The organism is Streptomyces sp. NBRC 109706, assembly GCF_000974485.1.
Lineage (GTDB): Bacteria > Actinomycetota > Actinomycetes > Streptomycetales > Streptomycetaceae > Streptomyces.
The window spans coordinates 631573-650275 of record NZ_BBOM01000008.1 but is presented as its reverse complement, the minus strand read 5'-3'; the positions used below and the strand labels follow the sequence as shown (position 1 = coordinate 650275).

Below are 18703 nucleotides of genomic sequence, written 5' to 3'. Positions count from 1 at the left end.
GGCACCTGTCCCGACCACGACACACAGCGAGGCCCTGATGTCAGACGAGCTGAAACTGCGGGACTATCTCAAGCGGGTGACCGCTGACCTGCACAGCACCAAGCAGCGGCTCCGGAGCATCGAGTCGGCGGAGCGTGAGCCGATCGCGATCGTGGGGATGTCGTGTCGGCTGCCGGGTGGTGTGGTCTCGCCGGCCGGGTTGTGGGATCTGGTGGTGGCCGGCGGGGACGGGATCACGGATTTTCCCGTCGATCGCGGGTGGGATGTGACCTGGGGTGGGGTGTCCGGGGTCGGTGGTTTTGTCTCGGGTGCCGGTGACTTCGACGCGGACATGTTCGGGATCTCGCCGCGTGAGGCGCTGGCGATGGATCCGCAGCAGCGGCTGCTGTTGGAGGCGTCGTGGGAGGCGTTCGAGTCGGCGGGTGTTGATCCGTTGTCGTTGCGTGGCTCGTCGACCGGTGTGTACGCGGGGCTGATGTACCACGACTACGCGCAGAGCATGAATGTGGTGCCGGAGGGCGTGGAGGCGTTTCTGGGGACCGGTAACGCCGGGAGTGTGCTGTCGGGGCGGGTGGCTTACACGTTCGGGCTTGAGGGTCCGGCGGTGACGTTGGATACGGCGTGTTCGTCGTCGTTGGTGGCGTTGCATCTGGCGGTTCGGGCGTTGCGGTCGGGTGAGTGTGATCTGGCGCTGGCCGGTGGGGTGACGGTGCTGTCGACGCCGAGTGTGTTTGTGGATTTCGCGCAGCAGGGTGGGTTGGCCGGCGATGGTCGGTGCAAGTCGTTCGCGGCGTCGGCGGATGGCACGGGGTGGGCCGAGGGCGCGGCGGTGTTGGTCGTGGAGCGGTTGTCGGACGCGCGGCGCAACGGGCACCAGGTCCTTGCCGTGGTGCGGGGCACGGCGGTGAACCAGGACGGTGCGTCGAACGGTCTGACGGCGCCGAACGGTCCTTCGCAGCAGCGGGTGATCGAGCAGGCGTTGGCCAACGCCCGGTTGACGGCTGCCGATATCGATGTGGTCGAGGCGCATGGCACGGGGACGCGGCTGGGCGACCCGATCGAGGCGCAGGCGTTGTTGGCGACCTATGGCCAGGAGCGGGGCGCGGGCGGCGAGCCGTTGTGGTTGGGGTCGATCAAGTCGAACATCGGTCATACCCAGGCGGCGGCCGGTGCCGCGGGTGTGATCAAGATGGTGCTGGCGATGCGGCACGGGCTGATGCCGGCGACGTTGCATGTGGACGAGCCGTCGCCGCAGGTGGACTGGTCGGCGGGGGCGGTGGAGCTGCTGACGGAGGCGCGGCCGTGGCCGCGGGCTGGGCAGCCTCGGCGGGCGGCGGTGTCGTCGTTCGGGATCAGTGGCACCAATGCGCATGTCGTCCTGGAGCAGGCCCCGGATGTCGAGGACGAGGCGGAGCCGGTTCGGGTGGTGCGGCCGGGGACGGTGCCGTGGCTGGTGTCGGCGAGGTCGGCGGCCGGGCTTGAGGCCCAGGTGCGGGGCCTGCGGGCGTTCACCGCCGGGCGTCCCGCGCTGGATCCGGTGGATGTGGGCTGGTCGCTGGCGACGGGGCGGGCCGCGTTGGAACATCGTGCGGTGTTGGCCGGTGCGGGCGGCGAGCGGTTGGCGTCGGGGGTGGTCGGTGGTGGCCGGTTGGCGTTGTTGTTCACCGGTCAGGGTGCGCAGCGGGTCGGCATGGGCCTGGGGTTGTATGAGCGGTTCCCGGTGTTCGCCGGCGCGTTTGACTCGGTGTGTGCGCGGTTGGACGCGCGGTTGGACCGTCCGTTGCGCGAGGTGCTGACGGATGGGGCCGGTCTGGATCAGACGGTGTGGGCGCAGGCGGGTCTGTTCGCCCTTGAGGTCGCGCTGTTCCGGCTGGTGGAGTCGTGGGGTGTCACGCCGGATGTGTTGTTGGGGCATTCGTTGGGCGAGATCGTCGCCGCGCATGTCGCCGGGGTGCTGTCGCTGGACGACGCCTGCACGCTGGTGGCCGAGCGTGGCCGGCTGATGCAGGCGCTGCCGGCGGGCGGCGGGATGGTCGCGGTGCGGGCGGGCGAGGACGAGGTCGCCGATTCGGGGCTTGATGTCGCCACCGTGAACGGCCCGCAGTCGGTGGTGCTTTCCGGGGATGTCGAGGCGGTCCGGGCGTATGTGGCGAGGTGCCTGGAGCAGGGGCGGCGGATCAGCGTGCTGTCGGTTTCGCACGCGTTCCACTCGGCGCTGATGGAGCCGATGCTCGACGAGTTCGCCGGTGTGTTGGCCGGGTTGGCGTTCCATCCGGGACGGATCCCGGTGGTCTCCAATCTGACCGGTGCCGTGGCGGAGCCTGGGCTGTTGCAGCGGCCGGAGTACTGGCTGGAGCAGGTGCGGCGGACCGTGCGGTTCGGTGACGGCGTCGCGGCGTTGGACGCCCTGGGCGTGACGCGGTGTCTGGAACTGGGCCCGGACGGGGTGCTGTCCGGGATCGCGCGGGAGACCACGGCGGAGGCCGTCCTGGTGCCGATGCTGCGCAGGGACCGGGACGAGGCGGCCAGCGCGGTGGAGGCCGTCGGCCGCCTGTGGACGGTCGGTGTCGAGGTCGACTGGTCGGCGGTGTTCGCCGGTTGGGGCGGTCGGGTCGTCGAGCTGCCGACCTACGCGTTCCAGCGGGAGCGGTACTGGCCCGAGCCGACGACGGAAGGGCCGGGCGGCGCCGATGCCACGGACTCGGCGTTCTGGGACGCGGTGGAACGCGGCGATCTGCGGGAGTTGGCCGGTCTTGAGGCCGCGCTGCCGGCGTTGACGTCCTGGCGGCGGCAGCGGCGGGAGCAGGCCGCCGTGGACTCGTGGCGCTACCAGATCGTGTGGAAGCCCCTCGCCGGGCAGGCCACGGCCTCGCTGTCGGGCACCTGGGTGGTGCCCGGGCGCGGGGACGAGGACGTGGTCGCGGCGCTGGGCGCCGGCGGTGCGACGGTGGTGCGGGTGCCGGTCGAGGAGGTGGCCTCGGTCCCTGATGTCGCCGGTGTGGTGCTGGTCGCGGACGGTTGGTCGGATGTGTTGGACACGGTGCGGGCGTTGGCCGAGGTGTCGGCGCCGCTGTGGGTGCTGACGCGGGGTGCGGTGTCGGTGGGTGCGACGGACCGGTTGACGGATCCGTCGCCGGCCACGGCGTGGGGTCTTGGCCGGGTCGCCGCGCTGGAGTTGCCGCATCGGTGGGGCGGTCTTGTCGATCTGCCGGCGCGGTGGACGGAGCAGACGTCCGCCCGGCTCGTCGGCGTGCTGGCGAGCGGCGCGGAGGACCAGGTCGCGCTGCGCGGTCCCGTTGTCTACGGGCGTCGGCTGGTGCGGGCGACTCCGGCGCGTGGGACCGGTGTCGAGTGGCGTCCCGCCGGGACGGTTCTGGTCACCGGTGGGACCGGCGCGTTGGGCGTGGTGGTGGCCCGCTGGCTGGCGGGGCGCGGGGCGCCGCATCTGGTGCTGACCAGCCGCCGGGGGGTCGCCCCCGAGGGGCTGGTGGAGGAGCTGGCGGCGCTGGGCACCCGGGTCAGCGTGGTCGCGTGCGATGTCGCCGACCGGGATGCCCTCGCGGCGGTGATCGCGGGCGTTCCGGAGCGGTGGCCGCTCACCGGTGTGGTCCACGCGGCCGGGGTCGACGATCCCGAGGCGTTGGAGCGGACCAGCAGGGACGCGATGGCCGGGGTGCTGCGGAGCAAGGTCGAGGGCACGGTTCTGTTGGACGAGCTGACGCGGGATCTGCCGCTGGAGCAGTTCGTGGTGTTCTCGTCGATCGCGGCGACCTGGGGCGGTGGCGGTCAGGGCGCCTATGCGGCGGGCAACGCGTTCCTCGACGCATGGGCGGAGTCCCGCCGGGACCGGGGTTTGCCCGGCGTGTCGATCGCCTGGGGGCCGTGGGCCGGGGCGGGCATGGCCGCCGAGGGGGAGGCCGAACGGCTGCTGCGCCGGCAGGGGTTGGCGCCGCTGGACCCCGAGCTGGCGGTGCGTGCGCTGGCGCAGGCGATCGAGCAGCGGCAGCCGAGTGTGACCGTCGCCGACGTGGACTGGCCCCGGTTCGCGGCCGCCTTCACCCTGGTGCGGCCGAGTTCGCTGCTGTCGGACCTTCCGGAGGCGGTCGAGACCCCGACCGCCGGCGGGGAGGGGAACGAGGGCTCGGGGGACGGCGCCGAGCTTCGGGAGCTGCTGGCCGGCCTTCCGATCGCCGAGCGTCAGCGGGTCCTGGTGGATCTGGTGCTGTCGGCGGTCGCGACCGTCATGCAGCATCCCGATCCGCGGGCGATCGATCCCGGGCGGGCGTTCAAGGATCTCGGTTTCACCTCGCTCACCGCCGTGGAGCTGCGCGATCTGCTGGCCGCACGCACCGGGCTGCGGCTGCCCGCCACGCTGGTGTTCGACTATCCGATGCCGCTGGCGCTGGCGCAGTATCTGATCGGACAGCTGCTCGGCGAGGCCGACCGCTCCCCCACGACGACGTCCACGCCCGTGGACACCGGGGAGCCGATCGCGATCGTGGGCATGGCCTGCCGCTACCCCGGCGGTGTGATGTCGCCGGAGGAGCTGTGGCGGTTGGTCGCCACCGGCGAGGACGGCATCGCGCCGTTCCCGACCGACCGTGGCTGGCCGAGCGTCGCCCCCGGCGACATCGTGCAACTGGGCGGGTTTATGCGGGGCGTGGCGGACTTCGACGCCGACCTGTTCGGGATCTCGCCGCGTGAGGCCCTGGCGATGGATCCGCAGCAGCGGCTGCTGCTGGAGGCCGCCTGGGAGACGTTCGAGTCGGCCGGCCTGGATCCCCGGTCGTTGCGGGGCCGGAGCGTCGGCGTGTTCGCCGGCGCGGCCTCGTCCGGGTACGGGGCCACGGGTGTGCCCGGCGCCGAGGGGCATCTGATCACCGGCACAGCGGGCAGCGTCATCTCGGGCCGGGTCTCCTACACCTTCGGCCTTGAGGGCCCGGCGGTGACGGTGGACACGGCGTGCTCGTCGTCGCTGGTGGCCATGCATCTGGCCAACCAGGCCCTGCACACCGGCGAGTGCGATCTCGCGTTGGCCGGCGGGGTCACGGTCATGGTCACGCCGGGTGCGTTTGTCGAGTTCGGCCAGCAGGACGGCCTGGCCTCCGACGGGCAGTGCAAGTCGTTCGCGGCCGCGGCCGACGGCACGGGCTGGTCCGAGGGCGTCGGCCTGGTGCTGCTGGAGCGGCTTTCGGACGCGCAACGCAATGGGCACCAGGTGCTGGCCGTGGTGCGTGGCAGCGCGGTGAACCAGGATGGCGCGTCCAATGGCCTGTCGGCGCCGAACGGCCCCTCGCAGCAGCGCGTCATCCAACAGGCCCTGGCCAACGCCCGGTTGACGACGGCGGATGTGGACGCCGTGGAGGCGCATGGGACGGGGACGCGGCTCGGTGATCCGATCGAGGCGCAGGCGCTGCTGGCGACCTATGGGCAGGGGCGGGGTGAGGGTGGCGAGCCGCTGTGGCTGGGGTCGGTGAAGTCCAATATCGGGCACACCCAGTCCGCCGCCGGTGTGGCGGGTGTGATCAAGATGGTGTTGGCGTTGCGGCATGGGGTGTTGCCGGCGACGTTGCATGTGGATGAGCCGTCGCCGCAGGTGGACTGGTCGGCGGGTGCGGTGTCGTTGTTGACGGGGGCTCGGGAGTGGCCCGAGGTGGACCGGCCTCGGCGGGCGGGGGTGTCTTCGTTTGGGATCAGTGGGACCAACGCACATGTGATCTTGGAGCAGGGCCCGGATGTTGCGGCCGTTGGTGGGGGCGGTGCTGTTGGGGGTGTGACGGCGTGGGTGGTGTCGGCGAAGTCGGAGGGGGCGTTGCGGGGGCAGTTGGAGCGGTTGCGGTCGTTTGTGGCCGAGAGGCCTGAGTTGAGTCCTGTGGATGTGGGGTGGTCGTTGGCGATGGGGCGGGCTGGGTTGGAGCATCGTGCGGTGGTGGTGGGTGCGGGGCGGGATGAGTTGTTGGCGGGGTTGTCGGGGGCTTCTTCGGTGGCGGCGGGTTCGGGTGGTGTGGTGTGGGTGTTTCCTGGTCAGGGTTCGCAGTGGGTGGGGATGGCGCGGGGGTTGTGGGAGTCCTCTGAGGTCTTTCGGGAGCGGCTGATCGAGTGCGAGGCGGCGTTGGCGCCGTTTGTGGACTGGTCGTTGACCGGGGTGCTGCTCGACGGTGATGACGGTGTGGTGCGGGTTGATGTGGTGCAGCCGGTGTTGTGGGCGGTGATGGTGTCGTTGGCCGAGGTGTGGCGGTCGGTGGGGGTGGTGCCTTCGGCGGTGGTGGGGCATTCGCAGGGCGAGATCGCGGCGGCGTGTGTGGGGGGTTGGTTGTCGCTTGGGGACGCTGCGCGGGTGGTGGCCTTGCGGTCGCGGGCGTTGGTGGCGGTTGCGGGTGGGGGTGGGATGGTGTCGGTGGCCGCCGGCCGGGAGACCGTCGACGACCTGACTGCGGGCAGTCCTGGGCTTTCCGTTGCGGCGGTGAACGGGCCGTCGTCCACGGTGGTTTCGGGCGAGGTGGAGGCCCTGGAGGCACTGCTGGTCGCGTGCGAGCGGCGCGGGATCCGTGCCCGCCGCATCGCCGTGGACTACGCCTCGCACTCGGCACAGATGGAGCAGCTGCGTGAGCGGATCCTCACCGACCTCGCCCCTGTTTCCCCGTCCGTCGGCCGGATTCCGATGCTCTCCACGTTGACCGGCGCCCCGGTCGACGGCGGCTTGGGCGCCGGGTACTGGTTCGACAACCTGCGTTCCACCGTTCGGTTCGAGGACGCCATCCGCACTCTGCTGGGACAGGGCGCGCGCACCTTTATCGAGGTCTCCGCCCACCCCGTACTGACGGTCGGTATCGAGGAGACCGCCCAGGCGTCCGACACCCGCGCCGCCGTCCTGGGCACGCTGCGCCGTGACGAGGGTGGGATGCGCCGCCTGCTGGCCTCACTCGGAGAGGCATGGCAGGCCGGGGTCGGGGTGGACTGGTCCACCGTCCTGACCGGCCGTCGGGTTCCGTTGCCGACCTATGCCTTCCAGCATCAGCGCTACTGGCTGGAGGCCCCGGCTCCCGGCACCGTGCAGGAGGTGGATGCGGTCGAGTCCCGGTTCTGGGACGCGGTCGAGCGTGAAGACCTCGGCGAACTCGCCGACACCCTGCAACTCTCCGACGCCCCACAGCTGTTGGGTTCGGTGGTGCCGGCGTTGGCGTCCTGGCGGCGGGAACGACGTCAACGTTCCGTTATCGATGCCTGGCGCTACCGGGTGGTGTGGAAGCCACTGCAGACACCGCCCCCAGCGTCGCTTGAGGGGACCTGGTTGGTGGCCGGCGGCGTCGACGAGGATGTGGTCACGGCGCTGGCCGAGGCGGGCGCCCGGACGGTGATCCTCCCGACCGACGCGGCCTGGGATCGCGCCGGCCTTGTGGAGCGGATCACCGCCCTGCCCGAGGTGCGCGGTGTGGTGGCGATGCCCGCCGACAGCACGGGGGTGGTGGATCGACTCGCGGCCCTGGTGGAGTTGGTGCGGGCGCTGGGCGATGCCGAGGTGGACGCGCCGTTGTGGCTGCTCACCCGGGGCGCGATATCGGTGGGCGCCTCCGACCGCCTCACCGACCCGACGGCGGCGGCGCTATGGGGTCTGGGCCGGGTGGCCGCCCTGGAGTATCCACGCCGCTGGGGCGGCATGATCGACCTGCCCACCCAACTCGACGCCCGCACGGCCGCACGACTGGCCGGAATCCTCACCGCCCAGGACGACGGTGGCGGGGAGGACCAGATCGCGGTACGCGGTTCCGGCCTCTACGGCCGACGGATGGTCCGCGCCCTACCGACCACCGTCGAGCCCGAACCATGGCAACCGTCCGGCACGGTCCTGATCACCGGCGGCACCGGCGCCTTGGGCACGGTAGTAGCCCGCTGGCTGGCCAGCCGCGGGGTACCGCATCTGGTCCTGACCAGCCGCTCCGGGACAGCACCCGACGGACTCGTCACCGAGCTGGAAACGCTGGGCACCCAGGTCACCGTGACCGCCTGCGATGTCACCGACCGCACCACCCTCGCCACCGTCATCGCCGACATCCCCGAGCAATGGCCACTACACGGCATCGTCCACGCCGCCGGCATCGGCGACGCACAACTACTCGAACACACCGACCGGGACGACATCGCCGCGACGCTGAGCGCCAAGGTCGAGGGTGCCGTGCATCTGGACGAGTTGACGGCGGGGCTGCCGCTGGAGCTTTTCCTGGTGTTCTCCTCGGGCGCCGCCATATGGGGCAGCGCCGGTCAGGGCGCCTACGCCGCCGGCAACGCGTTCCTGGACGCCTGGATCCAGCACCGCCACGACAGGGGCCTGCCCGGCACCTCCATCGCCTGGGGCCCCTGGGATGACGCGGGTATGGCCGTTCAGGGCGAGACGCAGCAGATTCTCCGCCGACGCGGCTTCACCCCGATGGACCCGGCATTGGCCGTCCGCGCCCTTGCCACCGCCGTCGACGCGGCGGAACCGGCCCTGACCGTCGCCGATATCGACTGGTCGGCTTTCGCGGCCTCCTTCACCGCGGTCCGCCCCAGCCCCCTGCTCGCCGATCTCCCCGAGGCCGCGCCCACGGCGGCGGACCCGGACCGCGCCGACGGCGGCGGCACCTCGGAGCTGCTGCGACAACTCGCCCACGTACCGCCCGCGCAACAGCGAAACCTGCTGCTGGATGTGGTCCGCGACCAGGCCGCCGCGGTGTTGGGGCACTCCGGCGCGCAGGCCGTGGAGCCGGACCGGGCGTTCCGCGATCTGGGCTTCGACTCCCTCATGGCCGTCGATATGCGGAACCGTCTCCAGAGCGCCACCGGCCTGTCCCTGCCCACCACCCTGGTGTTCGACTACCCGACCTCGTCCGTGCTGGTCGATCTGCTTCTGAGCCGGCTCTCCGACCAGGACCTCGAAGCCCCCACACCCTCCGCCGCCAGTTCGACGACGGTGGTCGGTGTCGACGAGCCGATCGCGATCGTCGGCATGGCCTGCCGCTATCCCGGCGCCGTCACCTCACCGCAGCAGCTGTGGGAGCTGGTCGAAAGCGCCACCGACGGCATCACGTCCTTCCCGACGGACCGGGGCTGGCCGGCCCAGGCAGCCGGCTGGGGAGGATTTATCGACAGTGTCACGGACTTCGACGCCGACCTCTTCGGCATCAGTCCCCGTGAGGCGTTGGCCATGGACCCCCAGCAGCGTCTCCTTCTGGAAACCGCCTGGGAAACCCTCGAATCCGCCGGCATCACCCCCCAGGCGCTGCGCGGAAGCCGCACCGGCGTCTTTGTCGGCGGCGGCACCTCCGGATACGGCACCGGCATGCGACTCCCCCAGGGCGCCGAGGGGCATCTCCTCACGGGCAATGCCACCAGCGTGATGTCGGGCCGCCTCGCCTATGTCTTCGGCCTCGAAGGCCCGGCCGTGACGGTGGACACCGCCTGTTCGTCGTCCCTGGTGGCGCTGCATCTGGCCGCGCAGGCACTACGCGCCACGGAGTGCGAGCTGGCCCTTGTCGGCGGTGTCACCGTCATGACCAACGCCGGGGTCTTCGCCGAGTTCGACCGACAGGGCGGACTGGCGGCGGACGGCCGCTGCAAGGCGTTCGCCGCCTCGTCCGACGGGATGGGCTGGGGCGAGGGCGCCGGGCTCCTCCTCGTCGAACGGCTCTCCGACGCCCAACGCAACGGTCACCAGATCCTGGCCGTGATGCGCGGCAGCGCCATCAACCAGGACGGCGCGTCCAACGGCCTCAGCGCGCCCAACGGGCCCTCCCAACAACGCGTCATCCAGCAGGCGTTGACCAACGCGCGGCTCGCGCCGGGGGACATCGACACGGTCGAGGCCCATGGCACGGGCACCCGCCTGGGCGACCCCATCGAGGCCCAGGCGCTGCTCGCCACCTATGGCCAGAACCGGGATGAGCGGGAGCCGCTGTGGATCGGCTCCGTCAAGTCGAATATCGCCCACACCCAGGCCGCGGCGGGGGTCGCGGGCGTCATCAAGATGGTGATGGCCCTGCGGAATGGCACCCTGCCGGCCACTCTCCATGTCGACGCCCCCACCCCCCAGGTCGACTGGACGGCGGGCGCGGTGCGGCTCCTCACCGAATCCCGGCCCTGGCCCCGGCTCGACCGGCCGCGACGGGCGGGCGTCTCCTCGTTCGGCATCAGCGGCACCAACGCCCATGTGATTCTGGAACAGGCCCCGGAGCCGGAGCCCGTAGCGACCGTTCCGGCCCGGCGGGCGCCGGGGTTGGTGCCGTGGGTGGTGTCGGCGAAGTCCGATGCCGCGCTGCGGGCGCAGGTCGCGCGGTTGCGGTCGTTTGTCGCCGAGCGGCCGGCGTTGGACGCGGTGGATGTGGGGTGGTCGTTGGCGACGACGCGGGCCGCGTTGGAGCATCGGGTCGTGCTGGCGGGTGATGGGGATGTGCTGGCCACGGGTGTGGCGGGTGAGGGTCGGACGGCGTTCCTGTTTACGGGTCAGGGTGCGCAACGCGCCGGCATGGGCCTGGGGTTGTACGAGGCGTTCCCGGTGTTCGCCGAGGCGTTTGACGCGGTGTGTGCGCGGTTGGATATGCGGTGGGAGCGTCCGCTGCGCGAGGTTCTGACCGATGGTGTTGGCCTTGACGAGACGGGGTGGGCGCAGGCGGGCCTGTTCGCTCTCGAAGTCGCCGTGTTCCGGTTGGTGGAGTCCTGGGGGGTGGTCCCGGATGTGTTGCTGGGGCACTCGTTGGGTGAGATCGTGGCCGCCCATGCCGCGGGGGTCCTTGATCTGGACGATGCGTGTGTGCTGGTCGCGGAGCGCGGCCGGCTGATGCAGGCGTTGCCGTCCGGTGGCGGGATGGTGGCGGTCCAGGCCACCGAGGCGGATGTCGCCGGCTCGGGGCTGGACCTCGCCGCTGTCAATGGTCCGAACTCCGTGGTGCTCTCCGGTACCAGCGAGGCGATCGAGCGCTACGCCGCCGAATGCGCCAGCCGGGGCCGGCGGTTCAACGTTCTGACCGTCTCGCATGCGTTCCATTCGGCCCTGATGGAACCGATGCTGGACGAATTCGCTTCGGTCCTGAACAACCTCACGTTCAACCCCGCCCGCATTCCGATCGTTTCGAACCTGACCGGCACCGTCGCCGAGCCAGGCCAGCTGCAGCAGCCCGAGTACTGGCTCAGGCAGGTCCGTGAAACGGTCCGGTTCGCCGACGGCGTCACCGCGCTCGAAGCCATGGGCGTGACCCGTTATCTCGAACTCGGCCCCGACGGCGTGCTGTCCGGCATGGCGCAGACCACCGTCGCCGACGCCACGTTCGCCCCCCTCCTCCGCAAGGACCGGGACGAGACCGACACCGCCGTCACCGCGCTCGGCCGGCTGTGGACGGCCGGCGTCAATGTCAACTGGCCCGGGCTGTACGAGGGTTGGGGCGGGCGGATCGTCCAGCTGCCGACCTATGCGTTCCAGCGGGAGCGTTACTGGCCGGAGCCGGTCGCCGAGGCCGCCGGCGGCGATGGGACGGAGTCCGTCTTCTGGGACGCGGTGGAACGCGAGGACCTGGAACAGCTCGCCGTCGAGCTGGAGTTGCCGGAGGTCCCGGCCGCGCTCGGCGAGGTGTTGCCGGTCCTGTCGTCGTGGCGGCGCCAGCGCCGGGAGCGGTCGGTCGTGGATGCGTGGCGGTACCGGATCGTCTGGAAGCCGCTCGCCGATGTCTCCTCCCCCACCGGGCTCGCCGGCACCTGGCTGCTGGTCACCTCGACGGATGTCCCGTCGGCCGATATCGCCGCCGCCCTGACCGGGGCCGGCGCCACCGTGCGGAGCCTGTCGGTCGACGCGGCCTCGCCGAGCCGGCCGGAGCTGGCGCGGTCGCTTGAGTCGGTCGCCGCCGAGGCCGGGGACCTGGCCGGGGTGCTGTTGGCCGCCGACGCTTTCGACGGCCGGGTGGGCGACGGCGGGGTGCCGGCGCCGCTCGCGGTCGCGTTGGCGCTGGTGCAGGCGTCCCACGATGCCGGCGACGCCGTCCCGTTGTGGGTGGCGACCCGGGGTGCGGTGTCGATCGGGCGGTCGGATCCGCTGCGGAGCCCGGGCCAGGCGGCCGTCTGGGGGCTCGGCCGGGTCGCGGCGCTTGAACTTCCGCAGCGCTGGGGCGGCCTGGTCGATCTGCCGGCCGAGCTGGATGCCAGGGCCGGGGCGCGGCTGGCCGGGCTGCTCGCCGGTGGGGTCGAGGACCAGATGGCGGTGCGCGGTTCCGGCGGGTACGGGCGGCGGCTGGCCCGGGCCGTGCCGGCGGGGCGGACCGGGGCGGAGTGGAGTCCTTCGGGAACGGTGCTGGTCACGGGTGGCACCGGCGCGTTGGGTTCCCTGGTGGCCCGCTGGCTGGCGGGCCGGGGCGTGCCGCATCTGGTGTTGACCAGCCGCACCGGGGTGGCGCCCGAGGGGCTGGTCGACGAACTGGCCGCACTCGGCACCCGTGCGACGGTCGTCGCGTGCGATGTCGCCGACCGGGACGCCCTCGCCGAGGTGATCGCCGGCGTTCCGGACCGGTGGCCGCTGACCGGCGTCGTGCACACCGCCGGCGTCTCGAACGCGATGGTGTTGCACCAGCACACCGGGGAAGCGCTCGCCGAGGTGACCCGCGCCAAGGTCACCGGCGTGATCAACCTCGACGAGCTAACCGCCGGGCTGCCGATCGATCTGTTTGTGGTGTTCTCGTCGGTCGCGGCGACCTGGGGCAGCGGCGGGCAGGCGGCGTATGCGGCGGCCAACGCGTTCCTGGACGCATGGGTGGAACGCCGGCGCGGCCGTGGGCTGCCGGGGACTTCGGTGGCCTGGGGTCCGTGGGCGGACGGCGGCATGGCGACCCTGGACGGGCTGTCGGACGTCATGCGTCGACGCGGGCTGATCCCGATCGCCCCGGACCTGGCGATCCAGGCCCTGGCCCAGGCGGTCGACGCACGGGAGTCGCATCTGACGGTCGCCGATGTGGACTGGGCCACCTTTGCGCCGGGTTTCGCCTCGTTCCGGCCCAGTCCGCTGCTGGCGGACCAGTTGGGCGGCGACGCTGCCCCGGTGTCGGCTCCGGGTGGGGGGCCCGAGGCGGGCTGGCGGCAGGAGTTGCTGTCGGCCCCCGCCGAGGGGCGGTCGCAGCTGTTGCTGGGGCTGGTGCGGGAGCTGGCCGCCGCCGTGCTCGGGCACGCGGGCGCGGAGGCCGTCGAGCCCGACCGGGCGTTCCGTGACCTCGGGTTCGATTCGCTGACGGCGGTCGAGTTGTACAACCTCCTGGTCGCGCATACCGGGTTGACGCTTTCGGCGACGCTGGTGTTCGACTATCCGACGCCGCAGGCGCTGGCGCGGCATCTGGCGGAGCAGCTGACCGGGGTGGACGCCGGTGCCGGCGTCGACGTGCCGGCGTCACGGGCGGCGGTGGACGAGCCGTTGGCCATCGTGGGGATGGCCTGCCGGTTCCCGGGTGGCACGGTGACGCCGGAGGGGCTGTGGGATCTGGTCGTCGGAGGGCGGGACGCCATGGCGCCCGTTCCGGCCGACCGGGGTTGGCCCGCCGAGGTGTTCGGGTCCCGCACGCCGGTCGGCGGGTTTGTCGACGACGCGGCGGAGTTCGACGCCGGCCTGTTCGGGATCTCGCCGCGTGAGGCGTTGACGATGGACCCGCAGCAGCGGCTGCTGCTGGAGGCGGCGTGGGAGACGTTCGAGTCGGCCGGTCTTGACCCGCGGTCGTTGCGCGGGCGCGGTGTCGGGGTGTTCGCGGGGACCAACGGCCAGGACTATATGCATCTGTTGGCCGCCTCGGGTGAGCAGGGCGACGGTCATGCGGCGGTCGGGAACGCGGCGGCGGTGCTGTCGGGGCGGGTCGCGTACGCGTTCGGTCTTGAGGGTCCCGCGGTGACGGTGGACACGGCGTGTTCGTCGTCGCTGGTCGCGCTGCACTGGGCGGGGCAGGCGCTGCGGGCCGGGGAGTGTGAGCTGGCGCTGGTCGGTGGGGTGACGGTGATGGCGACGCCGGGCGCGTTCGTGGAGTTCGACCGGCAGGACGGGCTGGCCTCCGACGGTCGCTGCAAGGCGTTCGCGGCGGCGGCCGACGGCACCGGCTGGGGCGAGGGGGTCGGCCTGCTGCTGGTGGAACGGCTCTCGGACGCCCGGCGCAGCGGGCGTCAGGTCCTGGCGGTGGTGCGCGGCAGCGCGGTGAACCAGGACGGCGCGTCGAACGGTCTGACGGCGCCGAACGGGCCCTCGCAGCAGCGGGTGATCCGGCAGGCGTTGGCCAGCGCCCGGCTGACGGCGGCGGAGATCGACGCGGTGGAGGCGCATGGCACGGGCACCCGGCTCGGTGACCCCATCGAGGCCCAGGCATTGCTGGCCACCTATGGTCAGGACCGGGCGGTGGGCGAGCCGTTGTGGCTGGGCTCGATCAAGTCGAATATCGGGCACACCCAGGCGGCGGCCGGGGTCGCCGGCGTCATCAAGATGGTGCTGGCGATGCGGCACGGGGTGCTGCCCGCGACGCTGCATGTGGACGAGCCCTCGCCGCAGGTGGACTGGTCGGCCGGGGCGGTGGAGCTGCTGACGGAGAACCGCGCCTGGCCCAGGGCGGATCGTCCGCGCCGGGCGGGGGTCTCCTCGTTCGGGATCGGGGGCACCAACGCGCACATCGTCCTGGAGGAGGCCCCCGCATCGGCCCCGGTGGCCGAACGGCCGGGGGCGGCAGGACCGGCGGTGGTGCCGTGGGTGCTGTCGGCGAGGTCGGCCGCGGGGCTGCAGGCCGGCATCGCACGGCTGCGGTCGTTTGTGGCCGAGCGGCCGGCGTTGGACGCGGTGGATGTGGCGTGGTCGCTGGCCACGACCAGGGCCGCGTTGGAGCATCGGGCGGTGCTGGCCGGCGACGCGGTGCTCGCCACGGGGGTGGTGGGCGAGGGCCGCACCGCGTTCCTGTTCACCGGTCAGGGCTCGCAGCGCGCCGGGATGGGCCTCGACCTGTATGAACGGTTCCCGGTGTTCGCCGAGGCGTTCGACGCGGTCTGTGCCCGGCTCGACATGCGGCTGGAGCGTCCGCTGCGGGAGGTCCTGGCCGACGGTGCCGAGCTGGACCGGACGGGATGGGCGCAGGTGGCCCTGTTCGCCCTGGAGGTGGCGCTGTTCCGCCTGGTCGAGTCCTGGGGGGTGGTCCCCGATGTGCTGTTGGGGCACTCGTTGGGTGAGATCGTCGCCGCGCATGTCGCCGGGGTGCTGTCGCTGGACGACGCGTGCGTGCTGGTCGCCGAGCGTGGCCGGCTGATGCAGGCGTTGCCCGCCGGGGGTGGCATGGTCGCCGTGCAGGCCAGCGAGATGGAGGTGGGCGGCTCGGGGTTGGACATGGCCGCCGTGAACGGTCCCCGGTCGGTGGTGCTCTCCGGCGAGCGGGAGGCGGTCGAGCGCTATGCGTTCGAATGCGCGGCGCGCGGCCGTCGGGTCAACCTGCTGACGGTGTCGCACGCGTTCCACTCGGCGTTGATGGAGCCGATGCTGGACGAGTTCGCGAGCGTTCTGGCCGGGTTGACGTTCAACCCGGCTCGGATTCCGATCGTTTCGAACCTGACCGGCGCGGTGGCCGAGCCCGGGGTGTTGCAGGATCCCGCGTACTGGCTCCGGCAGGTCCGTGGGACGGTCAGGTTCGCCGACGGCGCCGCGACGCTGGAGGCGATGGGCGTGACCCGGTATGTGGAGCTGGGTCCGGACGGGGTGCTGTCCGCCATGGCGCGGGAGACCGTCGACGACGCGGTGTTCGTGCCGGTGCTGCGCAAGGACCGCGACGATGCGTCGGCCGCGCTGGGGGCGGCGAGCCGGCTGTGGGCGGTCGGGGTCGGGATCGACTGGTCGAGGGTGTTCGCCGGCTGGGGTGGCCGCGCCGTTCCGCTGCCGACGTATGCCTTCCAACGGGCGAGGTACTGGCCGGAGTTGTCGACGCGGGCGGCGGCCGACGGGGTGGTGGACGCCGCGTTCTGGGATGCCGTGGAGCGCGGGGACGCGGCGGAGCTGCCCGGTCTTGAGTCGGCGCTTCCCGCGCTGTCCGAGTGGCGGAAGCGTCAGCGGCGGCGTTCCGTCCTGGACTCCTGGCGCTACCGGATCGTCTGGCGGCCGGTCACCGATCCGCCGGCCGCCGCGCGCGTCCCCGGCACCTGGCTGCTCGTCACCTCGGGTGGCGAGCCGGGGACCGGGCCGGCGGCGGCTCTGACGGAGTCCGGCGCGTCCGTGGTGAGCCTGCCGATCGACGGCGCGGACGGGACGCGGGATCTGGTGGAACGGCTCAAGCAGGCGCTGGTCGGAGCCGACGGGCTGGCCGGCGTCGTGTCGCTGGCGGCGCTCGGCGCCGGCGACGAACAGGCCGGCGTCGCCGGGACCTTGGAGCTGTCCCGGGCGCTCGGTGCGGCCGGTGTCGATGCGCCGCTGTGGTGCGTCACCTCGGGCGCGGTGTCGACGGGCCCGGCGGACCCGGTGCGGAACGCGGGGCAGGCGGCGGTATGGGGTCTGGGCCGGGCGATGGACCGCGACGAGGCGATCCGCTGGGGTGGGCTGATCGATCTGCCCGAGGAGCCGGCGGCACCCGACTGGCCCCGGTTTGTCGCCGCGCTGCTGTCCGGGCCCGATCAGCTGGCGATCCGCGACGGGCAGGTGCGGGTGCCCAGGCTGGTGCCCGAGGCGCCGGGCCCGGTGGCCGACGGTGAGCCGGGCTGGCCCGGATCGGGCACCGTGCTGGTGGCCGGCGGCCTGGGCACGGTCGGCGCTGGCGCGGCCCGCTGGCTCGCCGAACAGGGCGTCGGGCACCTGCTGTTGACCGGCCGGGACGGCTCGGCGGCGCCGGGCGCGGCCGAGCTGGTCGCCGATCTGACCGAACGCGGCGCGCGGGTGACGGTCGCCGCCTGCGATCCGGCGGACCGTGCCGCCGTGGCGAAGCTTCTCGCGGGGATCCCCGCCGACGAGCCGTTGACCGCGCTGCTGTACGCGCCGGAGTTCGACTCGGACGCCGCGCCTTCGGCGTTGACGCCCGCCGGGGTCGAGGAGCTGGGGCAGGTTCTGTCCGGGGCGCGGCATCTGCATGAGCTGACGGTCGATCTCGCTCCCTCGGCGTTTGTGCTGCTGGGCTCGGCCGGCGGGGTCTGGGGCGACGCCGGGCGGGCCGCCGGCTCTGCCGCCGGCGCCTATCTCGACGCGCTGGCCGCCTCCCGGCGGGCACGGGGCGCGGCGGCGGTCTCGGTGGCTTGGGGGCCGTGGGCGGACGGGGCGCTGTCCGATCCGGCGGAGGCGGAGCGGCTGCGGGCCAGTGGCCTGCGGGCGATGCCGCCGGAGCTGGCGGCCGCCGTCCTGGGCGGGTTGCCGGCTCGGCCGGGCGCCGGGCTGGTCGTCGCCGACGTCAACTGGCCGCGGTTCGCCGCCGTCTACACGGCGGACCGGGACCGGCGCCTGCTGGCCGATCTGCCCGAGGTGCGGCGGCTGCGGGGCATCGGCGGGGCGGCGGACGGCGGCGAGGGAGCCGACGACTTCCGTCAGCGGCTGGTGGCGCTGCCGCCCGCCGAGCGGCATCGGGCGGCCGTTCAGCTGGTGCGGGCGCATACGGCCGCCGTGCTGTCCTATCCCGATGTGGAGGCCGTCGAGCCGGAGCAGGAGTTCCTCAATCTGGGCATGAGTTCCCTGACGGCGGTGGAGCTGCGGGACGCGCTTCAGGTCGCGACCGGCGCCTCGTTGAGCGGCGCGAGCGTGTTCGAGCACACGACGCCGGCCGCGTTGGCCACCCATCTGTTGCGGACGCTGCTCGGTCCGGACGCCGACGAGGCGGGGGCAGGCGCCGAGGCCGAGTCGCGGGGCGGCGGGATCCTGCGGTCGCTGCTGCGGGAGGCCGGGCGGGAGGGCCGGCTGGAGAAGTTCATGGAGTTCCTGATGGAGGCGGCGAGTTTCCGGCCCCGGTTCGAGGAGCCCGCCGAGCTGTTGACGCCGCCCAAGCCGGTGTTCCTCGCCCGGGGCGAAGCGCGGGTGCGGATCGTCGGCCAGTGCGGTATCTCGGCGGTGGCCGGGGCGCATGAGTTCGCCCGGTTCGCCCTGCCGTTCCGTGGGCAGCGCGATGTGGTGGCGCTGCCGGTGCCCGGCTACCGGGACGGCGAGCAGCTGCCGGCCGGCCCGGACGCGGCGCTGGGCTGGCAGGCCGAGGCGCTGCTGGCGGCCGTGGGCGACAACCCGTTTGTGATCGTCGGGCATTCGGGCGGTGGCCTGTTCGCGCATGCGCTCGCCTACCGGCTGGAACAGCTGGGCGTGGTCCCGGCGGGTGTCGTCCTCGTCGACTCCTATCCGCTGGACCAGCCGGTGCACGAGGAGTGGATGAACGAGTTCAACGACGGCATGTTCGAGCGGGAGGATCTGTATGTGCCGATGAACGACGTCCGGCTGACGGCGCAGGCGTGGTACGGCCTGATGTTCGCGCAGTTCCAGCCTCGGGAGATCCAGGCGCCGACGCTGCTGGTGCGGGCGTCGGAGCCGATCGGCGAGTGGAACCGCGAGGGCGACTGGCGCGCCTCGTGGCGGCTGCCCCACACGGCGGTCGATGTGCCGGGCAACCACCTCACCCTGATGCGGGAGCACGGCGAGACGACGGCCAGGGCCGTCGACCGGTGGCTGGAGGGGCTTGGCTGAACGCGGTCGGCGGCGGGGCCTCCGCCCCGCCGCCGGAATGCCGGAACG

At 72.7% G+C, this 18703-nt stretch carries 1 protein-coding gene; it reads left to right on the top strand.

Features of this window, described 5'->3' with window-relative positions:
• Positions 1-37: 37 nt before the first annotated feature.
• A complete protein-coding gene (locus tag AOM46_RS35465) occupies positions 38-18655 on the top strand; it encodes a type I polyketide synthase (protein WP_062213694.1) in 18618 nt (6205 codons plus the stop codon).
• The last annotated feature ends 48 nt before the right edge of the window (positions 18656-18703 follow it).

What these genes read in the sequence shown, in the direction of transcription:
- AOM46_RS35465 (WP_062213694.1), top strand. Translation starts at nt 38, where the DNA reads ATGTCAGACGAGCTGAAACTGCGGGACTATCTCAAGCGGGTGACCGCT.